Source organism: Serratia sp. LS-1, assembly GCF_003719595.1.
In the GTDB taxonomy this organism is placed as follows: Bacteria; Pseudomonadota; Gammaproteobacteria; order Enterobacterales; family Enterobacteriaceae; genus Serratia; species Serratia ureilytica.
The window spans coordinates 303,542-323,515 of record NZ_CP033504.1 but is presented as its reverse complement, the minus strand read 5'-3'; the positions used below and the strand labels follow the sequence as shown (position 1 = coordinate 323,515).

Below are 19,974 nucleotides of genomic sequence, written 5' to 3'. Positions count from 1 at the left end.
CCCCGCCGCAGGGCGGGGCGTTGAGGTTTAAGTGTAGCGCCTGAGCCGGGGAACACTGTCCGCCCCAGGCGCCAAGGTTCAACCGGCGCTCGCTTCGGCGTTCATGCTGCCGAACTTGCCGCTGTTGAAATCGCGGAACGCCTGCTGGATTTCCGCGTCGCTGTTCATGACGAACGGGCCGTAGCCGACGATAGGCTCATCGATCGGTTCGCCGCTCAGCACCAACAGCGCGACGTCGTTGTTAGCTTCGATGGTGATCGAATCCCCCGCCCGGTCGAAACGCACCATTTGGGTTTCGCGCACCACGTCTTCACCGTTAACCAGGATCGCGCCGTGCAGCATCACCAGCGCCAGCGTATGGCCTTCTTTCACCGTCAGTGTGGTGGTATGGCCGGCATTCAGCTTCATGTCCCACACGTTAAGCGGGCTGAAGGTGCGCGCCGGGCCGGCGTGGCCGCCAAAGTCACCGGCGATCACCCGCACCTGCCCTGCGCCGTCCGCCAGAGGAACCACCGGAATATCGGCGTTCAGCAGCGTCTGATAGCCCGGCTCGGCCATTTTGTCCTTGGCCGGCAGGTTGACCCACAGCTGTACCATTTCCATGGTGCCGCCCTTGCGCGAGAAGTCCCGCGAATGGAACTCTTCGTGCAGAATGCCGGAGGCGGCGGTCATCCACTGGACGTCGCCGGGGCCAATCACCCCGCCGCTGCCGGTCGAGTCGCGGTGTTCCACTTCGCCCTGATAGACGATGGTCACCGTTTCAAACCCGCGATGCGGGTGCTGACCCACGCCACGGGTGCCGGAGGCGGAGCGGAATTTGGTTGGCGCTGCGTGATCCAGCAGCAGGAACGGGCTCATTTCCGCTCCCAAATCGTTATAAGAGAACAGCGAATTCACCAGGAAACCGTTACCGACCCAATGTGCTTCCGGGCTGTTGTGAATACCGAGGATTTTTTTCATCTTGAACTCCCGTTTCAGACCTCACGGCCTTAAGTTGATGTCAGAAGTTTAATCCGCCGGGGTTTGCTGCAGTAGTAGGCAAGATGTACACTCATCGTTCTACTGGTAGAACGATAAGGGATGCGATGCTGACCGATCTGAACGACCTGTTTTTCTTCGCCAGCGTGGTCGATCACCAGGGATTCGCCCCCGCCGGCCGGGCGCTGGGCATTCCCAAATCCAAACTCAGCCGCCGCGTGGCGCTGCTGGAAGAGCGGTTGGGCGTGCGCCTGATCCAGCGCTCGACGCGGCGCTTCTCGGTGACCGAACTCGGCCAAACCTATTACGCGCACTGCAAGGCGATGCTGGTGGAAGCGGAAGCCGCGCAGCAGGCGATCGAGCAGACGCGCGCCGAGCCCTGCGGCACGGTGCGCATGTCCTGCCCGGTGGCGATCCTGCACACTCGCGTCGGCAGCATGGTGGCAGCCTTTATGGCCGATTATCCCAAGGTGACGGTGCATCTGGAGGCCACCAACCGCCGGGTGGACGTGGTGGGGGAAGGGTTGGATCTGGCGATCCGCGTGCGGCCGCCGCCGCTGGAGGACAGCGATCTGGTGCTGAAGATCCTCGCGCAGCGCACCTGGTGCGTCGCCGCCAGCCCGGCGCTGGTGCGCACCCTCGGGCCGGCGCAAACGCCGGAAGACCTGCGTAAATACCCAACGCTCGATCTCGGCCCGGCGCGCGCTCAGCACCAATGGCGGCTGACCGGCCCACAGGGTGAACGGGTGGAGTGGGAGCACACGCCGCGGCTGGTCACCGACGACATGCTGATGCTGCGCACCGCCGCCATCGCCGGCGCCGGCATCGTACAACTGCCGGCGATGATGATGCGCGACGACATGCTGCGCGGCGAGCTGGTGCAACTGTTGCCGGGCTGGCAGCCGCAGGGCGGCGTGGTGCACGCGGTCTACCCGTCGCGCCGCGGCCTGCTGCCGGCGGTGCGGCTGCTGCTCGACTATCTGGGTGAGCAGTTCGCCAGCATTGAAGAAGAGTGATCAGGCGGTGATTTCGATCGCGTTGCCGTCTGGATCGCGAATGACGGCCTCGTAGAAGCCGTCGCCGGTCCAGCGCGGCGCGGACAGCAAGATGCCCTCCTGCCGTGCGCGCTGCGCCAACCGATCGACCTGCAGCTCATCCCCCAGCGACAGCGCGATGTGCGCCCAGCCTACCCGCTCCTCCTGCGCCTGCGCAGGCAGCAACGTCGGCACGCGCATGATCTCCAGCGTCGGCCCGGCCGCCAGATTGACGAAGCGGGAAACGAACCCCGGCCGATTGCGGCTGACGTACTCCTCCCCCGCTTCACCGTTGAAATAGCGCTGCCAGAACGCCAGCTGCGCGTCGATGTCACGGGTCCACAGGGCAACATGGGCTATTTTCATCATCATTCTCCGGTCGATAAATCGCTGTGCCAGATCTGGCCGCCGCCCTGCGCCACCTGCTGCTCAAGCTGCGGGTGCGCGCCGCGCGCCGTCACCAGATGATCCACCCGCCCGGCGGGCAGGAAGGGGTAGGGGGCGTAGGTATTGAGTTTGTCGCGGGTGCACAGCACCGCCACGCTGCCGGCGCGCGTCAGCAACCGCTTTTTGAACGTGGCGTCCTGGTAACTCAACGCGGAGAAGCCGCCGGCCGGGTCGTAGGCGCAAATGCCGGTGAACACCAGATCGAAATGAAATCCGTCGATCTCTTCCGCCGCCTTGGCGTCCACGCAGCCGCCGACCTGCGCATCCAGTTCGCCGCCGATCAGGATGGTGCGGATCCCCGGCCGTTCCAGCATTTTGCCGGCGATGCTCAACGCATTGGTTACCACCGTCAAACGCCGATCGCGCGGCAACAGATCCGCCAGATACAGGTGGGTGCTGCCGGCATCGAGGAAGATCAGCTGTTCTTCGCCGATCACCCCCAGCGCGGTCTGCGCCAGCGCCAGCTTCTCATCGCCGCTGAGGGCAATGCGCGCCGCAACGGGGCCTTCGGCCGGCGTCGGCGCCAGCGCACCGCCATAGATGCGTTTGCACAGATTCTGTGCCGCCAGCTGACGCAGGTCGCGGCGGATGGTCGCTTCGGTGGTATTCAGCCGCTGCGCCATCTCCAGAGCCAGCACTCGCCCCTGTTGGCGGAGCGTGTCGAGAATGGCCTGATGGCGCTCATTCGGTAACAGTTTGGACATCATGTCAATCCGGCGATGCTAAAGTGATCATGAATGTACACAAACGTACACAATCGAACAAACACTTTTTTGGCAACACTCAAGCGGCGGCGCTCGTCTAGACTGAAAGTGACATCACAGATAAGGGATTATGACGCGATGACTTCCGCCGTGCTTTATACGCTGTTTCCCGCCGCAGCCACCGTCGTCGGCGCAGCGGTGGCGCTCTATCGCCGCCCCGGCGACGCCGCGATGCGCGTCATCCATCACTTTACCGCCGGCATCGTGTTCGCCGCCGCCGCCACCGAAATCTTGCCCGATCTCAAACAGCAGTCGCCTTTGGCGGTGTTGCTGGGCGGCGCTGTGGGGGTGCTGTTAATGTTGCTGGTTCGGCGGCTGGGCGAAAAAGCGCAGGGGCCGGTCGGTTTTATCGCCGCGGTCGGCGTCGATATCTTTATCGATGGGCTGGTGCTGGGCATTGCCTTCGCGGCCGGCGCCAAAGCCGGCCTGCTGTTGACGCTGGCGTTAACGCTGGAAGTGCTGTTCCTGGGATTGTCGATCGTCGGCGATTTGCAAGACTTTCTCGGCAGGCGGCTGCGCGTCATGGCGGCGATAGTCGGCCTGGCGCTGCTGTTGCCCATCGGCGGCCTGCTGGGGGCGCCGGTGGCCATGCTGGGCGCATTTTGGCTGACCGCCTTTCTGGCCTTTGGCCTGATCGCCCTGCTCTACCTGGTGACCGAAGAGCTGCTGGTCGAAGCGCATGAAGGCGGAAAGGAAACCCCGTTCGCCGCCGCGATGTTCTTTGCCGGCTTCCTGCTGCTGTTGCTGTTGGAAGAAGGTTTAGGATAAAAAAACAGGAATTTCATGGCGCATGCCGCCCGGTGGCAACGCTTTGGCTATACTGAGGCAAGCGAAGTTACCGCAGACGTAACGGCTTGGGCGTAAAGGGAAAACGATGTTATTGACGATCGCAAGGTGGCTGTTTCAATTACCCGGGAAGCTGTTTGGGCTGATTTTTAAAAATCGCCTGAGGGTATTTCTGTTCTTCATGCTGGTCGCCCTCGGGGTGCTCGGCGTCAAGCGCTATCTGCTCACCCACCAGTATGACGACGAATTCAGCCTCGCCGCCCCCACCGATTACAACCGCGCCATCAAGCGCGAAATGCCGCAGCGCGAAGCACGTGAGCAATGCGGCGGGCCGCTGCACGATAATGCCGGGCAACCCTGGCCCGCGTCAGCCGGCTATCTGCATCAGCCGACCGGCCTGCCCGCAACCGGCCTGCATCGGCTGACGCTGGACAATCAAGGCAACGATTTCGCGGTGTTGGTCAAAATGGAAACGCCCGCCGCGCCGCAGCAGCTGGCGGAAGTCTTTATTCCGGCCGCCGGCAGCTTCGAGGTTAAAATGAATGCGGATGCGGAACACGTGATGAAAATCAAGAACATCAAGACCGGCTGCATGTTCCGCTCCAGGCCGTTCAACCTGGATAAACGGAGCGATTGGCGCATACCGTTATCGCTGCAAAAGGACGGCAGCCTGCAGCTGCAGTCGATAGGCGATCGGCAATTCTGATCGGGCGCCGGGCAGAGTCGCCGGCGCCGCAGAGGTTACTTTTTCACCGGGTGATCGCGGCGGAACAGCTCCCAACTTTCAATTTCCTGCCCATTCGGCAGCGTACAGGTCGAATACTGGCCCGCCGCGTTTTCTTTGGCGTTCAGCTTGCCGCCGATTTTGGTGCAATACACGTCGGCCGGGTTCGCCATGCCGATCGGTTTCACCTGCGGCGGTGGCGGCGCATCGTTAGATTTCACGGAACACCCCTGCAACATCGTCATCCCTGCCAGCAGGGAAAGCATCAACGTTTTTTTCATTTTTCCAGCTTATGCAAAATACCCACGGCGGAACGCTCCGCCGTGGGTTGATCATGAAATAAAGGATTTGCCCTGTTTCAGCACCAGATCGCAGGCTTTTTGCTTCACCTTCTCGGTGATCTGCGAGGTGCCCAGGCTGTTGAGATCCAGGCTCTTGCCTTCACCGGTCTGCAGCAAGCCACCCAGGCCCTGCTGATAATCCTGGCTCTTGGCGTTTTCAGTGCTGGTGATGCCCAGTTTGCTGAGCAACTGATCTTTCACCCCTTCGGCGCCGTTAGCCGACAGCACGTTGTTTTTCACACAGTACTGCAGGATGCCGGCGGCGTTGGTCATGCTGCTGGAGCTTAACGCCTTGTCGCCGCCGTTCAGCAGGCCGGTCAACGAGGAGAGCGACATGCCGCCGCCGCTTTCGCCGCCAGACTTGCTCAGTTCGCCCGCCGCGCTGTTGAGAGAATCCATCAGACCGGCGGCCTGGGTGGCGCCGCTGGCCAGGGTCGCGGACAGCGCCAAAGCCAGCAGTAAACGATGTTTGGTGATCATAGTGATAAAACTCCTGTAAGAACGGCATGCAATCGGCGCAGCGCGCCGGGATACCTCTCCGACGCCGCCTGCGGCGACAAGTTCCTTTTATCTCGCCGCCGCGCCGTTTTTCGGAATTCAGGAAGTTTAGAACTGCCAGCGCAGCCAGGCGAAGAACACGTTGCCGTTGTTATAGGTGCCGGGAATGTAGGTCGCCTGGAACGTCAGCCGCTGATAGCCGATAGAAGCCAGCGGCAGCGGCGCCGGGATAGGAATATATTTCCAGTTATCGCGCGCGGTGACGCTGGCGGTGAAACCCAGCCCCAGGCGGAAATCCTTGTCATCCAACGGACGCCAGATCTTCTCGTAGGCGTAGCCGCCGATCGGCTCCCACTTGTTGAAGGAGTCCTTGAACGCCATGATGTAGATGCCGTGCCAGTCACCGTCGCTGTCGTAGCGGGAGATGCCATAACCGGCGCCCCACGGGCGCTCGTTGTACTTATCGATATGTTCGTCATCGTAAGTCCAACGGTTATGCCAGGTGATGGCCGGAATATAGAGATCGTGGTTCGGCGAATTGTTCCAGGTCTCCGACACGTTATGGGTAAAGCGCTGCCATAGACCCGGTTTTTCGGCCTGCGCGGTATTGCCACTTTCTGTACTAACCTCAGCGTAAGAAGGCAGTGCAGGAAATATCAACGCCAGAGAACATGCCAACAGAGTCCGTTTGAGAAACATGGTAAAGCTCCTGTAAAAATACGGCCGAAGATTTTTACCGATAGCCCAGGCAAGATCAAGCTGTATCCAATTTATCCAACGCCCGTTTCGCCTTGGTTAAGCTTAGCATCGGAAAATTCGCATTGGTTTATAACGGGTTGCACCGACATCTGCATGTTAGCGCCTTTCGGACGGCAAAACCGTGGGAAAAGTCCGCTTTGTCGTTCGCTACTCGCGGGCCAGGTGCTTGACCAACACATCGACATCGAGGCGGTTCACGAACGCCAGAGAATAAGGCCGAACAGTCGATTTTAAAACGCCGAAGGGTGACGCGCGGCAACGGCAACCCATCACGCTCGTCGTGGATCAGCACCAGCACATGTCGATAGCTTTTCATGGCTATTTCCCCCTCAGACGAGCCCCGCTGGGACGCAGGCCCTTTGGTAGGTATACGCCATCCAGGCGCACGTAGAGAAAAGTTTACGTATCGGCCCCAAGGAATGTGATGGTCGCCACGTTATATTAGCGCCCGTAACGACGCTTGTTTACGCCGGCCCGAGGCGGCGCGCATTGCAGCCCCGTAAAATAAAACTGACAACACGACGCGAATAAAAAAGCGACATTGTTAATTTTTTGTTTTTGATTGGTTACGCGATGGTTTCATGAAATAAGCGTGCGGTGGATCACCAAAATGCCCCTTTGCGCCGGCTTCTGCCTTTCTTTACCAGCAAAAGAGCGTTACGCCACCCGATGGGATTTAACGCGGCGTCAAAAGTACCGGATGATTCGCTCTGCATCATGATAAATGCCAATACGCCGCCATTTTTCTGTCGATATACCGCCAGGGAAAAATACCGCACCGTCCTCCTGCATAATAACCACACTATTTATACATTATTCAATCGCGTAAAGCGCCGAATACAAACCGCCTATTCATCGGCTGCCACGCCTGTCTTGAACAAGCCGACACTTTAAATAACTGTTAATGCTAACGACACAACATCGCCAGCAATTTATTTTTGCTGATTTTCGCCTGACAAAATAAAGATAAATAATTCGGAGCAATCAATGAAAATAACTATCGGGTCATTCATTCTGCAACAGCTTCACGCCCTGAACGTCGATCGTATTTACGGCGTGCCCGGCGACTATAATCTCAGCCTGCTGGAGCTGCTGGAAAACGACGAGCGGCTGGCGTTTGTCGGCAACTGCAATGAATTGAACGCCTCCTACGCCGCCGACGGTTACGCCCGCATGAAAGGCGCCGGCGCGCTGATCGTCACCTACGGCGTCGGCGATCTGGCCGCGCTGTCCGGCATCGCCGGGGCCTATGCCGAATCTTCGCCGGTTATCTGCATCGCCGGCACGCCGCCGCTGCATGCGATGAAAAATCACCAGCTCTTGCACCATACCCTGGGCGATGGCAATTTCGACAACGTCATGAACTGCTTTAAACAATTCACCGTTGCGCAAGCCTTGATTACGCCGGAAAATGCCGCACAAGAAATCCCACGCGTTATTTCCCGCGCCTGGATAGAGAAGAAACCGGTGTATTTACAGCTGCCGTCGGATATTTGCGATGTGGAAATTGAAATCGCCGCGGCGGCGACGGCACCGCAATTACCGGCCAGCGATAAATACAATGTGCAATTAGCGGCGATGGCGCTGTTAACCAAAATCAAACGCGCACAGCGCCCAATCATGTTGGTCGATCAAATGGTGGATCGCTACCAGTTGCAGCAGTTGGTCATCGCGGTCGCTCACCGCTTCGCCATTCCGCTGACCAATATGCCCACCGCCAAATGCATTATCCCGGAAAACACCGCCGGTTGGATGGGCGGCTACAGCGGCAATCTGTCGCGCCCCGAACTGTATGAACACATGGCCCACTCGGACTGCGTGCTGAGCTTCGGCGTGCGTTTGGTGGATTCCACCACCGGCTATTTCTCCCAGCACATTCCCGCCGCCGCTCAGGTGGACATCCAACCGTTCTCAATGAAGCTGGGCAACACCTCCTACCCGGCGGTGTCGACGGCGGATCTGCTGCAGGCGCTGTTGGATCTGAGCGAAGACGCGCCGGCGCAGCCCCTGACGCCGTTGGCCAGCCCGCATGAGAAGCTGGCGACGCCGAGCGACGCGCCTATCGACCAGGCCTATCTGTGGCGGCGCATCCAACGCTTCATCCGGGCGGATGACGTGGTGGTGGTGGAAAACGGCACCTCCGGCGCGGCCATCGGCGGCATGCGCATGCCGGACGGCGTCAAGGTGGTCAACCAACCGATTTGGGGCTCAATCGGCTATACCCTGCCGGCGCTGCTCGGCACCCTGATGGCGGCCCCTGAACGCCGCCACCTGCTGTTCATCGGCGACGGCTCTTTCCAGTTGACCGCGCAGGAAGTGTCCACCCTGCTGCGCTGCGAGCAAAAGCCGATCATCTTCCTGATCAATAACGACGGCTACACCATCGAACGCTATATCCTCGGCGAAAGCTCGTCCTACAACGACATCAGCCCGTGGGACTACGCCAAACTGCCGGCGGTGCTGAATACTCGATCGCAGCCGTTCAGCGTGGCGGTGGAAACCACGCAACAGCTGGAAATGGCCCTGGAACACGCCTCGCGGCAGGATAGGCTGGCGTTTATCGAGGTGAAAGTGCCGATGATGGACACGCCGCCGGTGATGAAAGAGTTCTGCAACCGTTGCAACAGCTTTAACTTCGGCCTGACCAACCCGCGCCGCAGCGCCTGATGCGCGATCGCGCCGCCGGTGACTCAGGCCGCCGGCGGCGTTTTCTTTAGGGTTAACCGCCGGCGCGCGCCATGCAGCGCTGGCGGCGTTCATCCACCCGCTTGGCGAACCAGGCGGTGGTCAGCTTGCGGGTGATTTTCGGGCTTTCCAGTTGGATGCCCGGCAGCATCTCGCGCGGCAGCTTGCCGCCCGCCAGCGCATAGACCTTCTTATACAGGTCGGTATCGGCAAAGTCGGCCGTGTCGCCTTTCTCCAGCGCCCGGCGAATGGCGCTGTCGCTCATGTTCAGGCGCTTGCCGAGCGTGCGCACCGCCAGCTCGGTGGAGCCGGGCTTGTCGCTGCCAAAGTCGATCAGATCGCCGTCCAGCGCCAGCGGAATGGCGCTCGCCCGGCTGACCGCGTTTTGGAACGCCGCGTTGCGGCTGGCGTACCAGCCGGCGTTGAAGTCGGCGAAGCGGTAGATTGGCCGGCTATAGTCGGCCGGGTACCCCAGCAAATGCATAATGCCGAAGTACATGCCGCCGCGTCGGCTGAAGACTTCGCGCCGAATCGAACCGTCAACCGGATAAGGATACCCTTTGGCATGCGCCTCGGCGAAGGCGACGCTCACCTGCATCGGGCCGCCGGTATGAACCGGGTTCAAATGACCGAACAGCTTCTGCCCCATCGGCACGCGGTCGATCATGTCATCGAAGATATCGCTCAGATCCTTTTCGGTGCGCACCTTATCCAGGCGCTCGCTGTAGCTCTGGCCGTTCGACGACGAGATCTTCAACGCGGTATGCACCAAAAAGTTCGGGATGTGCATCTGATCGGCGCGGCGGTCGATCTCCTTCCAGGCGATCTTCGGCAGCCCCGGCACCTGCGGGTTAGCCTGGAACGTCGACTCCTGTTCGGTGACCGCCAGCACCGAGCACAGGTTCTCATCGCTCGGCTCGATGCCCTGCGCGGCGAACGCGGCGGTGATATCGGTGGCCCAACCCTGACGATCGCCGGCGTTGGCCGGGATCAGCGTCATCAGTCGCGCTTTGACGTCGGCGGGGCGCGCCGCCGGCGAGGTGGTGGTGGTTTTGCTGGTACAACCCGCCAGCGCCAGCAGCGCGGCCAGGCTCAGCAAACTGAGGGGCTTCGGGTGGCATAAACGGCGTATCGGCATCTTTTCCCTGAACGTGATGACATGAACAGCACTGAAATTAGCCCAGCCGCCGCGCACAATCCAGTATAAAGATCTCCCCGCGCCTTTCCTTCAGGCTGCTATGTTCAAACGAACCATAAAGATGTATTTTATATGCATCATATAAATCACTTTGCTTGCCCAGCCAGAGGAGCCCCCTATGGAGCAGCAGTTGCTTTGCTATAAAACCCTGCCGGAATGGAACAGCGAAACCCTGCCGGAATGGAACAGCGACACGCTGCCGGAAGCCTTTCGTCAGCGCCACAACACCCAGAGCGGCACCTGGGCGAAGCTCACCGTGCTGAGCGGCAGCCTGACGTTCGCCATGATGACCGAAGACGGCGCCACCACCGAGACCTGGCAGTTCAGCCCTGAAAGCCAGCCGCCGTTTATCGCCCCCCAACAGTGGCATCGCATCGTTTCCTTTTCGGACGACATGACCTGCCGGCTGGCGTTTTACTGCACGCCGGAAGATTACTACCACAAGAAATACGAACTGACGCGCACTCACTCCGAAGTGGTTGAGGCGGCGGCGCGCATCGCGCCGGGCAAGGCGCTGGATCTGGGCTGCGGCGGCGGGCGCAATTCGCTCTACCTCAATCTGAAAGGTTTCGATGTCACCGCCTGGGACAAGCATGCGCCGTCGATAGCCCGCCTCAACCAGATCGTCGACGCCGAGCAATTAACCCGCCTGAGCGCCGGGGTGCAGGATCTCAACACCCACCGCTTCAGCGGCGACTACGACTTTATCCTGTCCACCGTGGTCTTGATGTTCCTCGAACGGCAGCAGATCCCGCATATCGTGCAAGACATGCAGGACAGCACCGTGCGCGGCGGCCATAACCTGATCGTGGCGGCGATGGATACCGAGGATTATCCCTGCCCGCTGCCGTTCCCGTTTACCTTCCGGCCGGGTGAGCTGAAGCATTATTATCGCGACTGGGAGATCCTCAAATACAACGAAGACGTCGGCCAACTGCACAAGACCGACGCCGCCGGCAACCGCATCTCGCTGCGCTTCGCCACCCTGCTGGCGCGCAAGCTATAGCGCGTCGTGAAAGATAATCCCCAGCGAGTGGCGTTGGCCGGCGCGTATTCGGCTGACGCCGTGGCGCAGATTGACCCGATAACAGCCTTTCACCCCCGCCACCGGCCGGTGATGCACGGCGAACACCACCGCGTCGCCCTGCTGCAGCGGCACCACCTCCGCCCGGCTCTGCATCCGCGGCCGCTGTTCGGTCAGCACGAACTCGCCGCCGGTGAAGTCCTGCTCGGGGGCGGAGAGCAGAAACGCCACCTGCAGCGGAAACACCCGCTCGCCGTACAGGTCCTGATGCAGACAGTTGTAATCCCCCGTTTCGTAGCGCAACAGCAGCGGCGTCGGCCGCCGCTGGCCGGCCCGGTGGCATTCCGCCAGGTAGGTTTCATGTGCGGCGGGATAACGCGTCTCCAGCCCCAACAAGGCGTTCCAACGGTTGGCCACCGGCGCCAGCCGCGCATACATCAGTCTGCGCGCTTCGGCCACTGGCGGCGGCAGCGGATAGGCGAAATAGCGGTACTCGCCGCGGCCAAAACCGTGCTTCGCCATCACGACGCGGCTGCGAAAATGCGCATCCTGCGGGTAGAGCGCCGAAAGCTCGCGGCACAGCTCTTGGCTGAGCACGCCCGGCAGACGCACGCAGCCCTGCGCATCGAGTTCACGTTCAATTGCCGCCCAGTCCAATTCGGCCAGCCGGGTCACCAGCGCGCCGCTCATCGCTGCGCCTCTTTTTCCAGCAACGCTTTCTTGCGATCGACGCCCCAGCGGTAGCCGGACAGCGTGCCGTCGTTGCGCACCACCCGGTGGCAGGGGATCGCCACCGCCAGCATGTTGGCGGCGCAGGCGCCGGCTACCGCGCGCACCGCTTTGGGCGCCCCAATGCGCCGAGCGATATCGGCATAGCTGACGGTTTCGCCGACCGGTATCGCCTGCAGCGCCCGCCAGACCCGCTGTTGAAACGCGGTGCCGCGAATATCCAGCGGCAGCGCCAACCCGTTCTCCGGCGCTTCAATCAGGCCCACCACCTGCGCCATCAGCGCTTCATACTGCGCGTCGCCGCCGATCAGCTCGGCGTTGGGGAATTTGTCCTGCAGATCCTGCACCAGTTGCTGCGCATCGTCCCCCAGCAGAATGGCGCAGATGCCCACCTCGCTCTGGGCCGCCAGGATCTCGCCCAGCGAACAGCGCCCGACGGCGAAATGGATGCGCATGCCTTTGCCGCCCGCCCGATAGGCCTTCGGCGTCATGCCCAACGCGGCGTTGGCCTGCTGGTAGAAGCGGCCGTTGGCGCCATAACCGGCGTCGAAGATCGCGTCGGTCACCGTTTCCCGCTGCGTAAGACCGGCGCGTAAGCGTTGGCTGCGCTGCGCGTCGGCGTAGCCTTTCGGCGTCAGGCCGGTGATCGCTTTGAACAGCCGGTGGAAATGGTATTGGCTCAACCCGACGTGGCGCGCCAGCGTCTGCAGCGACGGCGCTTTTTCCGCCTGCTCGATATAGCGGCAGGCCTCAGCTATCTGCCGCGCATGCTGTTCCGTCAGCGGCGTCAGCCCCTGCCGGCAGCGTTTACAGGGCCGATAGCCGGCCGCCTCCGCCTGCTCCGCGTCGTCAAACAGCTCCACGTTTTGCCGATTCGGTTGGCGTGACGGGCAGGAAGGCGAGCAATACACGCCGGTGGTTTTCACCGCGTAGATAAAGCGGCCGTCGGCGTGCTTGTCGCGGCTGACAATCGCCAGCCAGCGCGGATCGGCGCTGTCGATTACGTTTTTCATCATCCGTTCCTCACTGCGGTTTCGATGTTAACCAGCATAGTGACGGGCCGTTGGCGAAACACGCCGACTCTTGCTTTTTAATTCGGCGCCGACGTTTTCAACAATCTTTCGACAATTTTTAACCAACAACATGAAGTTTATTACGTTGCCAACCCGGTTGCACGGCGTTAGGATCGCGGCCGGCCACGGGCGTGGCCAGTGTTTCTGCCTGTTAGTTGCGCGCATGGAGAGGTTATTGTGTTAGAGAGTTTTGGCGTCCTGAATTTATGGACCTATTTGGCCGGGGTGGTCTTCATCATCATTCTGCCGGGGCCGAATACGCTGTACGTGCTGAAAACCGGCATATCGCGCGGCGTGCGCGCCGGCTATACCGCGGCGCTGGGCGTGTTTATCGGCGATGCGATCCTGATCTTTTGCGCCTATATAGGCGTGGCTTCGCTGATCCGCACCACGCCGTTCCTGTTTACCCTGGTGCGTTTTCTCGGCGCGATTTACCTGCTGTTCCTTGGCGCAAAAATCCTCTACGCCACCTTCGTGCAGAAGGCGCAGGCGCAACAGCAACAGATTGAGGGCGGCCACAGCATTCTGCGCAAATCGCTGACGCTGAGCCTGACCAACCCGAAAGCTATTCTGTTTTACGTGTCGTTCTTCGTGCAGTTCATCGATTTCAACTACGCGCACACCGGGCTGTCGTTCACCATTCTGGCGCTGATCCTCGAAGCCGTCAGCTTTATCTACATGAGCACGCTGATCTTCTCCGGCGCGATGCTGGCGCATTTCTTCAACCACAAGAAAGGCCTGGCGAAGCTCGGCAATGGCCTGATCGGCCTGCTGTTCCTCGGTTTCGCCACCCGTCTGGCAACCCTGAGTTCGTAATCCTTCCCGGCCGGCGCCCGCCGGCCGCGGTTTACTGTTCCGTCACGGCAAAATGACACGCAGGACAAATCGAATGTCAGGCAGAGCAAAGCCGCCGCTTTACCGCTGATCTAGACTCTCAGGGTTAACGATAACCTGATGAATCTGATCGGAGGATGTATGTCTGACAATACCGTAGCCGTGCTGGATAGCGTGTCGCGTTTTCTCGATCGTCAGCATGGGCTGTATATCGACGGCCAGTGGCGCGCGTCCGCTGCGGAAGGCCGCCTGGCGGTGTATAACCCCGCCAATGGGCAGCAAATCGCCACCACCGCCGACGCCAACGAACACGACGTGGCGCAGGCGGTGGAGTCCGCCCACAAAGCCTTCAGCGAAGGCGTCTGGGCGCAGCGTCTGCCGGTCGAGCGCGAACGCATCCTGCTGCGCTTCGCCGATCTGGTGGAGCAGCACGCCGAAGAGCTGGCGCAGCTCGAAACCCTGGAGCAGGGCAAATCCATCAACATCGCCCGCGCTTTCGAAGTCGGCAGTACCCTGAACTGGATGCGTTACACCGCCGGGCTGGCGACCAAAATCACCGGTCAGACGCTGGACGTGTCCATTCCGATGCCGCCGGGCGCCAAATATCAGGTTTATACCCGCAAAGAGCCGATCGGCGTCGTCGCCGGCATCGTGCCCTGGAACTTCCCGCTGATGATCGGCATGTGGAAAGTGATGCCGGCGCTGGCGGCGGGCTGCTCCATCGTCATCAAGCCGTCGGAAACCACCCCGCTCACCCTGCTGCGCATCGCCGAACTGGCGAGCGAAGCCGGCGTGCCGCCGGGCGTGTTCAACGTGGTCACCGGCCGCGGCACCGTGTGCGGCAAGGCGCTGACCGAACATCCGCTGATCGCCAAAGTCAGCTTTACCGGCTCCACGCCGGTGGGCAAAAGCATCGCGCGCGCGGCGGCGGATCGCCTGACCCGCGTGACGCTGGAGCTGGGCGGTAAAAACCCGGCCATCGTGCTGCAAGATGCCGATCCGCAGCAGGTGATCGAAGGCCTGATGCTCGGCAGCTTCCTCAACCAGGGGCAGGTGTGTGCCGCCAGCTCGCGAATTTATATCGAAGCGCCGATTTACGATCGGTTGGTGGCCGGATTCGAACAGGCGGTGAAATCGCTGTCAGTCGGGCCGGGGATGGATACCGGGGCACAAATCAACCCGCTGGTGTCGCTCGCGCACCGCAACAAGGTGGCGGCCTACCTGGACGACGCCCGGGCGAAAAACGCCGAGCTTATCGGCGGCGCGGCCGGCCCGGACGCCAACGGCTTCTACATTCCGCCGACGCTGGTGATCAACCCGGATGACCGGCTGAACCTGACGCGCGAGGAAGTGTTCGGCCCGGTGGTCAACCTGATCCGGGTGGCGAGCGCCGAAGAGGCGCTGAGCAAAGCCAACGACACCGACTTCGGGTTGACCGCCAGCCTGTGGACCACCAGCTTGCAAAAGGCGATGGCGTTTACGCCGCGCATTCAGGCCGGCACCGTGTGGGTCAACACCCATACGTTGATCGACCCGAACATGCCGTTCGGCGGGTTCAAACAGTCGGGCAGCGGCCGTGATTTCGGCCCGGATTGGCTGGATGCCTACACCGAGTCGAAATCGGTCTGCATCCGCTATTGAGTGCAGCGGCGCGGGCCTGGCCCGCGCCCTGACTTATTGATACTGTCGACGGTACTCGCTCGGCGACATGCCGAAACGCTGCTTGAAAGCGGTCGAGAAATGGCTGTGATCGGCGAAGCCCCAGTCAAGACCAATGCCGGCCAGCTTTTCCTGCCCGGCGGCGCTGCGCAGCGCCTGCGCGCACAGATCCAGCCTGCGGTTCCTGATGTACTGCGCCACCACCAGCCCCTGACGGGCGAACAGCCGATACAGGCTGCGTAACGATACCCCCAGCTCGGCCGCTACCCACTCAGGACGCAGCTGCGCCGACTGAATATGCCTGTCGATCAGCGCCAGCGCCTTGTCAAAGACCGGGTGCTGCCCTTCCGGCCGCGCCTGTTCGAGCGCCAGAGCCGGGCGCAGCAGCGCCGCCAGCGCATTCAGCACCGCCTCGCTTTCCGCCGCGGCGAGCTGAGGATCCTGCATACTGCTCAGCACCAGCTGGCGGCTGAGGCGCACCGCGCTGAGCTCGGCCCCGAGACGCTGGGCGCAAGGCGGCGGCACCGGCAGGCAGCCGCGCGGCAACAGCAGAGAGATTTGGCGCGAATCGCGCTGGAAGGTGAAGCTGCTGGGCTGTGAGGTGTCGATCAGCGTCATGTCGCCGGGAGAGAGCATCGTTTGACGATCGCCCTGCTCCATCAACGCGCTGCCGCGCAGCTGGAAGACGGTAAAAAAGTGCGCGCCGTCGCTGCGGGCGATTTCACGCGGCGTGCGATACAGCCGGGCCTGGGCCACGTCGACCACGCTCAGACGCAGCGCATGGGCGCGGAACTCCTGCATCGCCCCGCTGAAACCCGGCCCCAGCGTTTTCGCGCAGAACCTGCCGCAGGCGGTGTTGATTTTGCCCAGCCACTCTTCGAAGCCGGCGTCGCGGAGCGTTGCCAATGCCGTCATGATCTCTCCCTTCAAACGCCGGCGGCGCTGCGCCGTTGAACAGAAAATCACCATAACAACCCGTTAACACACAATCAATGGCGAGCGGGGGATTTGGCACCGCGATCACAGTTCGCCCGGCGCGTCGTCATCAATCCGTCACGAAATCGTCATCTCATCTTCACAGGCCTCGCCAAAGATACAGGCTGCTCCCCCTTCACGTTGACACCCTGGACATGACCCGATGAAATCATTGCAAAAATCTGTTTTAGCGCTGTGTTTGTTTACCACCAGCGCCCTGGCCGCGTTCCATGCGCAGGCGGCAGAGGAAGCCCAACCGTTCACCACCGCGCAGCAGGTGGATCTGACCCACATCCTGCCGCCGCCGCCGGCCAACGACTCGGCGCAGACCCAGCGCGAACTGCGGGAAGTCCTCGACATGCAGCAAAAACGCACGCCGGAAATGGCCAGCCAGGCCAAGGCGGATGCGGAAGAGAACGTCTGGGTGTACAGCAATGTGATGGGGCCGAAGTTCAACGCCAAAGCGTTGCCGGCCGTGAGCGCTTTCTTCGATCGCATCGTAGCGACCGAAGCGGCGGTGGTCGATCCGGCGAAAGATTTCTGGAAGCGCCCGCGCCCGCATATGCTGGACAGCCGCATCGAGCCGATCGTCAAGCGCTCCAGCTCCGGCTCCTGGCCTTCCGGCCACACCACGCTGGGCACGCTGATGGGCATCACCCTGGCCAACATGGTGCCGGAGAAGCGCGCCGCCATCATGACGCGCGCCTGGCAATATGGCGACAACCGGGTGGTGGCGGGGATCCACTACCCTTCCGATATCGAGATGGGCCGCATCGCCGGCAGCGTGATCAGCCAGCAGCTTTCGCAACAGCAGGATTTCCAGCAGCAGTATCGGCAAGCCCGTGATGAGCTGCGTCAGGCGCTGGATTTACCCGCGGCGAAATAGACCCGGCGGCTGACACCGGGCCCTAACGGCCCGGTTTACGGCTGTTTGTCCAACAGGTAACGCACCACCGCCGCGTACTCTTTGGCGTAGCCTTCAACACTGGTGGCGGCCATGCCGGCATTGTCTATCTTGTATTGGCCGGCCACGTAGAACGACGGGGTGCCGCGCACGTCAAACGCTTTCACCGCTTCATTCTGCTTGGCGATCAACCCTTTGACCAGCAGGCTGTGGCGCGCGTTTTCATAGGTGGCAGCATCGATGCCGGCCGCCGTGAACACCCGCTGAATATCGTCGGCGCTGTTAACGGCGCGCTGTTTTTGCACCGCGTCGAACATCGCCCCTTCAATCTTGTCTTCCACGCCCAGCACCGTCGCCACCGCCCAGGCTTCGGTCAGCGCATTGCCCAGTTTGCCCATCAAGCTGACGTGATATTTGGTGACTTTCTCGCCCGCGGGCAGCGCCTGCGCCACGGTGCTGCCCACGCGGTAAGTTTCGGCGAACTGATAACAAGGGCCGCAGTAGAAGGAGAAGAACTCCACCACCGCCGGCGCGGCGGCCACCGGCTTATCCAGCCGGGTGTATTGCTCGCCCGCGCGGTAATCCGCGGCCTGAACCGCGGGCAGCGCCAACATCAATACGACGGCGGCGGCGAACGAACGCTTAACTTTTGCCAACATAAACACTCCTGGTTTCATCTATGAACATCGTCCTTAGCGGCGGTTTTTATAATCAAATAACCGCCAGAAGACCAGTTTTTATTACCTTCTATACCCTAAATAATTGGAGTTGCATCACGGCGGCAAGAGCGGGAATCCCCAGGAGCTTACTCAAGTAAGTGACTGGGGTGAGCGCTCGCAGTCAACACAGATGCAGCTTCAAGTATGACGGGTATATTTGTGAGGGATTATGTTCAGCGCCCTTCGTAACCGTCCCAGTACGCGCCCACCGCTTCCTGCGAGAACACCTGGCGGCGTTTAGGGTTGTCGGAGCCGCTGTAAGTGCGGTTGATGAAAATGGTTTTGTGTTCCATGTTCTGCTGGAATTCCGGGCTGGCCAGATAGTCAGCCTTTTTCTGCGCCTCGCTGCGCGCCACGCCTGCCGCGCGATCCTTTTTCCCCAGCTGGTAGAACTGTTCGAACATCGGCACGGCGTTCTTAATACTGCCGTTCACATCGGTGCGGAATTGCGGATCGAAATCGTCGCGGGTTTGATAAATGTAGTGCTTGGCATGCAGCTCGGCGCTGCTGAGGTGATGGGTGCAGGCGCTGAGCGCCAACAGCGGCAACAACAGCGCCGCGCTTTTCAGTCTTTTCATGTCGTCTGTCCCTGTCAGTGAGGAAGGTTCCTTTAGCGCCTAGAGCATAGCGCCGGCCCCCGGCGAACGTCAAACGACAAAACGCGCATCACCTTGTTTTATATTAATATTATATACATTGATTGGTATTCATTGCCTGAAACACTATGCTTTAACAGACAGGATAAACACTCACCGACAGCGAGGCGGCCAATGAAACCGATCGACAAAAGCGTGGGAGAGTACGACCTCACGGCGGAAAAAAAAGCGGGCATGATCACCGGCACCATCCGCGGCGAACTGCCGGACAGCGACGCGAACCTGCCGCTGCTGCCCTTCTCCGGCACCTTCGCCGGCCCGAGCGTGGCCGAAGCCATCGCCGATATTCAGCAGCAGTTCCCCGACATCGAACCGGCGATTATCGACGATTTGCGCGAGGAACTGCTAAAGGCCGGATTCTAATCCGGATCGCAATGCCGCACGAACGGGCTGTACACCGGCGCGCCGGGCTTCAGCGCCAGATCGGCGTCAAAATCTTCATTGCGGTTGAAGGGCACCGCCGGCCAGGCGGAAAACGCGTTCAAACCGTCCCGGTACGCCTGCGTCACCTGCGCCAAAGCGGCGTTTTGCGCCTGCAGAGCCTCGCCCGCCAACCCGCCGCGCACGCCATAGACCAGGAACGGCTCCAGCACGCTAAAGCCGATATAGTGCAACGCATGCATGATGGGCCACAGCATCAGCCGCATATCGCCGTCGCGCCCGTTCGGCGCGCAGGCCTGTGCGGAAGCGCCGGCGGTGACGGTCAGCAGCGCCCGTTTGCCGCGCATTACGCCGTTCTCATGGCGGTGGCGGCTGTCGTAGATCCCGCCGTAAACGAACACCCGATCCATCCAGCCCTTGATGATAGCCGGCGCGCCGAACCACCAGAAAGGAAACTGCAGCACCAGCGTATCCGCCCAGTGCAGCAGCTCGATATGCCGCCGGATCTCCGCCGGCAGCGCCTGAGTCGTCCAGTGATGGCGCTGCTCCTGCATCGCATCAAATCTGTCCGCCTGCTTTCTGCTGGGGTAATGGCCGGCGCCCTCGCGCGGATCAAATCCCTCCTGATACAGATCGACCGTCTTCACCTGATGCCCCTGCGCCAGGCAGGCCTGCCGCGCCTGTTCGGCCAAATGAGCATTGAAGGAATGCGGCTCGGGGTGAGCCAGCACAATCAGCACGTTCATCCTGTTTCTCCCGTTGTAAGGTGGTGCTGCTATGCTGTGGCTTTATCGCACCCTTGGCAA

Annotated in this window: 22 protein-coding genes; 9 read left to right on the top strand and 13 right to left on the bottom strand. The window is 61.1% G+C overall.

Going from position 1 to position 19,974, the window contains the following annotated elements; genetic code table 11:
• Positions 1-78 precede the first annotated feature (78 nt).
• Positions 79-960: a pirin family protein gene (locus EDY99_RS01560; protein ID WP_016928920.1), complete on the bottom strand. Its 882-nt coding sequence runs from the start codon at positions 958-960 to the stop codon at positions 79-81.
• A gap of 125 nt (positions 961-1,085) precedes the next feature.
• Here EDY99_RS01560 and EDY99_RS01555 point away from each other — a divergent pair, with 125 nt between their 5' ends.
• Positions 1,086-1,994: a LysR family transcriptional regulator gene (locus EDY99_RS01555; protein WP_043135578.1), complete on the top strand. Its 909-nt coding sequence runs from the start codon at positions 1,086-1,088 to the stop codon at positions 1,992-1,994.
• On the opposite strand, the gene EDY99_RS01550 is transcribed toward EDY99_RS01555, so the two are convergent.
• Together EDY99_RS01550 and EDY99_RS01545 are read right to left on the bottom strand one after the other, a co-directional pair.
• Entirely contained in the window at positions 1,995-2,378 is a 384-nt protein-coding gene (locus EDY99_RS01550) for a VOC family protein (RefSeq protein ID WP_089194336.1), read from the bottom strand. It abuts the gene before it with no gap.
• A gap of 2 nt (positions 2,379-2,380) precedes the next feature.
• Positions 2,381-3,163, bottom strand: a complete 783-nt coding sequence (locus tag EDY99_RS01545) for a DeoR/GlpR family DNA-binding transcription regulator (RefSeq protein WP_033642011.1) — start codon at positions 3,161-3,163, stop codon at positions 2,381-2,383.
• 138 nt (positions 3,164-3,301) lie between these two features.
• On the opposite strand from EDY99_RS01545, the gene EDY99_RS01540 reads away from it, so the two are divergent.
• Entirely contained in the window at positions 3,302-3,991 is a 690-nt protein-coding gene (locus tag EDY99_RS01540; protein WP_033651048.1) for a hypothetical protein, read from the top strand.
• Between the two features lie 106 nt (positions 3,992-4,097).
• Positions 4,098-4,715 carry a hypothetical protein gene (locus EDY99_RS01535; protein WP_033642009.1) on the top strand — a complete coding sequence of 206 codons (618 nt, stop codon included), beginning with the start codon at positions 4,098-4,100 and terminating at the stop codon, positions 4,713-4,715.
• A 35-nt stretch (positions 4,716-4,750) separates the two neighbouring features.
• Here the strand turns inward: EDY99_RS01535 and EDY99_RS01530 are convergent, their stop codons facing one another.
• The 3 genes from EDY99_RS01530 to pagP all read right to left on the bottom strand — a co-directional run bounded on the left by EDY99_RS01530 (position 4,751) and on the right by pagP (position 6,271).
• Entirely contained in the window at positions 4,751-5,014 is a 264-nt protein-coding gene (locus EDY99_RS01530) for a DUF333 domain-containing protein (protein WP_019454261.1), read from the bottom strand.
• Between the two features lie 51 nt (positions 5,015-5,065).
• Entirely contained in the window at positions 5,066-5,554 is a 489-nt protein-coding gene (locus tag EDY99_RS01525; RefSeq protein ID WP_033651046.1) for a DUF2501 domain-containing protein, read from the bottom strand.
• Positions 5,555-5,680: 126 nt separating this feature from the next.
• The gene (gene pagP / locus EDY99_RS01520; RefSeq protein WP_033642007.1) at positions 5,681-6,271 is read right to left on the bottom strand and encodes a lipid IV(A) palmitoyltransferase PagP; all 591 of its coding nucleotides are present in this window, start codon (positions 6,269-6,271) and stop codon (positions 5,681-5,683) included.
• Between the two features lie 1,047 nt (positions 6,272-7,318).
• Between pagP and EDY99_RS01515 the strand changes: the two genes are divergently transcribed.
• A complete protein-coding gene (locus EDY99_RS01515) occupies positions 7,319-8,998 on the top strand; it encodes an alpha-keto acid decarboxylase family protein (protein ID WP_123061408.1) in 1,680 nt (559 codons plus the stop codon).
• A gap of 52 nt (positions 8,999-9,050) precedes the next feature.
• On the opposite strand, the gene EDY99_RS01510 is transcribed toward EDY99_RS01515, so the two are convergent.
• On the bottom strand, positions 9,051-10,154 hold the full coding sequence (locus tag EDY99_RS01510; RefSeq protein WP_089191235.1) for a DUF1615 domain-containing protein: 1,104 nt from the start codon (positions 10,152-10,154) through the stop codon (positions 9,051-9,053).
• 178 nt (positions 10,155-10,332) lie between these two features.
• Here EDY99_RS01510 and tehB point away from each other — a divergent pair, with 178 nt between their 5' ends.
• Positions 10,333-11,220 carry an SAM-dependent methyltransferase TehB gene (gene tehB / locus EDY99_RS01505; RefSeq protein WP_123061407.1) on the top strand — a complete coding sequence of 296 codons (888 nt, stop codon included), beginning with the start codon at positions 10,333-10,335 and terminating at the stop codon, positions 11,218-11,220.
• Here the strand turns inward: tehB and EDY99_RS01500 are convergent.
• Entirely contained in the window at positions 11,215-11,928 is a 714-nt protein-coding gene (locus tag EDY99_RS01500) for a 2OG-Fe(II) oxygenase (protein ID WP_103101592.1), read from the bottom strand. The genes tehB and EDY99_RS01500 overlap by 6 nt on opposite strands.
• Positions 11,925-12,980 (bottom strand): bifunctional DNA-binding transcriptional regulator/O6-methylguanine-DNA methyltransferase Ada, encoded by a 1,056-nt coding sequence (gene ada, locus EDY99_RS01495; protein WP_042783753.1) that lies wholly within the window; start codon positions 12,978-12,980, stop codon positions 11,925-11,927. The genes EDY99_RS01500 and ada overlap by 4 nt, the downstream gene beginning before the upstream one ends.
• Before the next feature lie 237 nt (positions 12,981-13,217).
• Here ada and leuE point away from each other — a divergent pair, with 237 nt between their 5' ends.
• Complete coding sequence (gene leuE, locus EDY99_RS01490) at positions 13,218-13,856, top strand: leucine efflux protein LeuE (RefSeq protein ID WP_004940625.1); 639 nt, start codon at positions 13,218-13,220, stop codon at positions 13,854-13,856.
• A 159-nt stretch (positions 13,857-14,015) separates the two neighbouring features.
• Positions 14,016-15,515, top strand: coding sequence for an aldehyde dehydrogenase family protein (locus EDY99_RS01485; protein WP_042783752.1), 1,500 nt, complete (start codon positions 14,016-14,018; stop codon positions 15,513-15,515).
• A 33-nt stretch (positions 15,516-15,548) separates the two neighbouring features.
• Here EDY99_RS01485 and feaR read toward each other — a convergent pair whose 3' ends face one another.
• Positions 15,549-16,448: a transcriptional regulator FeaR gene (feaR, locus tag EDY99_RS01480; RefSeq protein ID WP_123062154.1), complete on the bottom strand. Its 900-nt coding sequence runs from the start codon at positions 16,446-16,448 to the stop codon at positions 15,549-15,551.
• A gap of 223 nt (positions 16,449-16,671) precedes the next feature.
• Here feaR and EDY99_RS01475 point away from each other — a divergent pair, with 223 nt between their 5' ends.
• On the top strand, positions 16,672-17,394 hold the full coding sequence (locus EDY99_RS01475; RefSeq protein ID WP_033641998.1) for a phosphatase PAP2 family protein: 723 nt from the start codon (positions 16,672-16,674) through the stop codon (positions 17,392-17,394).
• Between the two features lie 35 nt (positions 17,395-17,429).
• Here the strand turns inward: EDY99_RS01475 and EDY99_RS01470 are convergent, their stop codons facing one another.
• Positions 17,430-18,071, bottom strand: a complete 642-nt coding sequence (locus EDY99_RS01470) for a DsbA family protein (protein ID WP_033651040.1) — start codon at positions 18,069-18,071, stop codon at positions 17,430-17,432.
• A gap of 233 nt (positions 18,072-18,304) precedes the next feature.
• Positions 18,305-18,709 (bottom strand): Exc2 family lipoprotein, encoded by a 405-nt coding sequence (locus EDY99_RS01465; RefSeq protein ID WP_033651039.1) that lies wholly within the window; start codon positions 18,707-18,709, stop codon positions 18,305-18,307.
• 192 nt (positions 18,710-18,901) lie between these two features.
• Between EDY99_RS01465 and EDY99_RS01460 the strand changes: the two genes are divergently transcribed.
• On the top strand, positions 18,902-19,150 hold the full coding sequence (locus tag EDY99_RS01460) for a hypothetical protein (RefSeq protein ID WP_004940639.1): 249 nt from the start codon (positions 18,902-18,904) through the stop codon (positions 19,148-19,150).
• On the opposite strand, the gene EDY99_RS01455 is transcribed toward EDY99_RS01460, so the two are convergent.
• Positions 19,147-19,914 carry an NAD(P)H-dependent oxidoreductase gene (locus EDY99_RS01455; RefSeq protein ID WP_033651038.1) on the bottom strand — a complete coding sequence of 256 codons (768 nt, stop codon included), beginning with the start codon at positions 19,912-19,914 and terminating at the stop codon, positions 19,147-19,149. The genes EDY99_RS01460 and EDY99_RS01455 overlap by 4 nt on opposite strands.
• Positions 19,915-19,974: the final 60 nt, after the last annotated feature.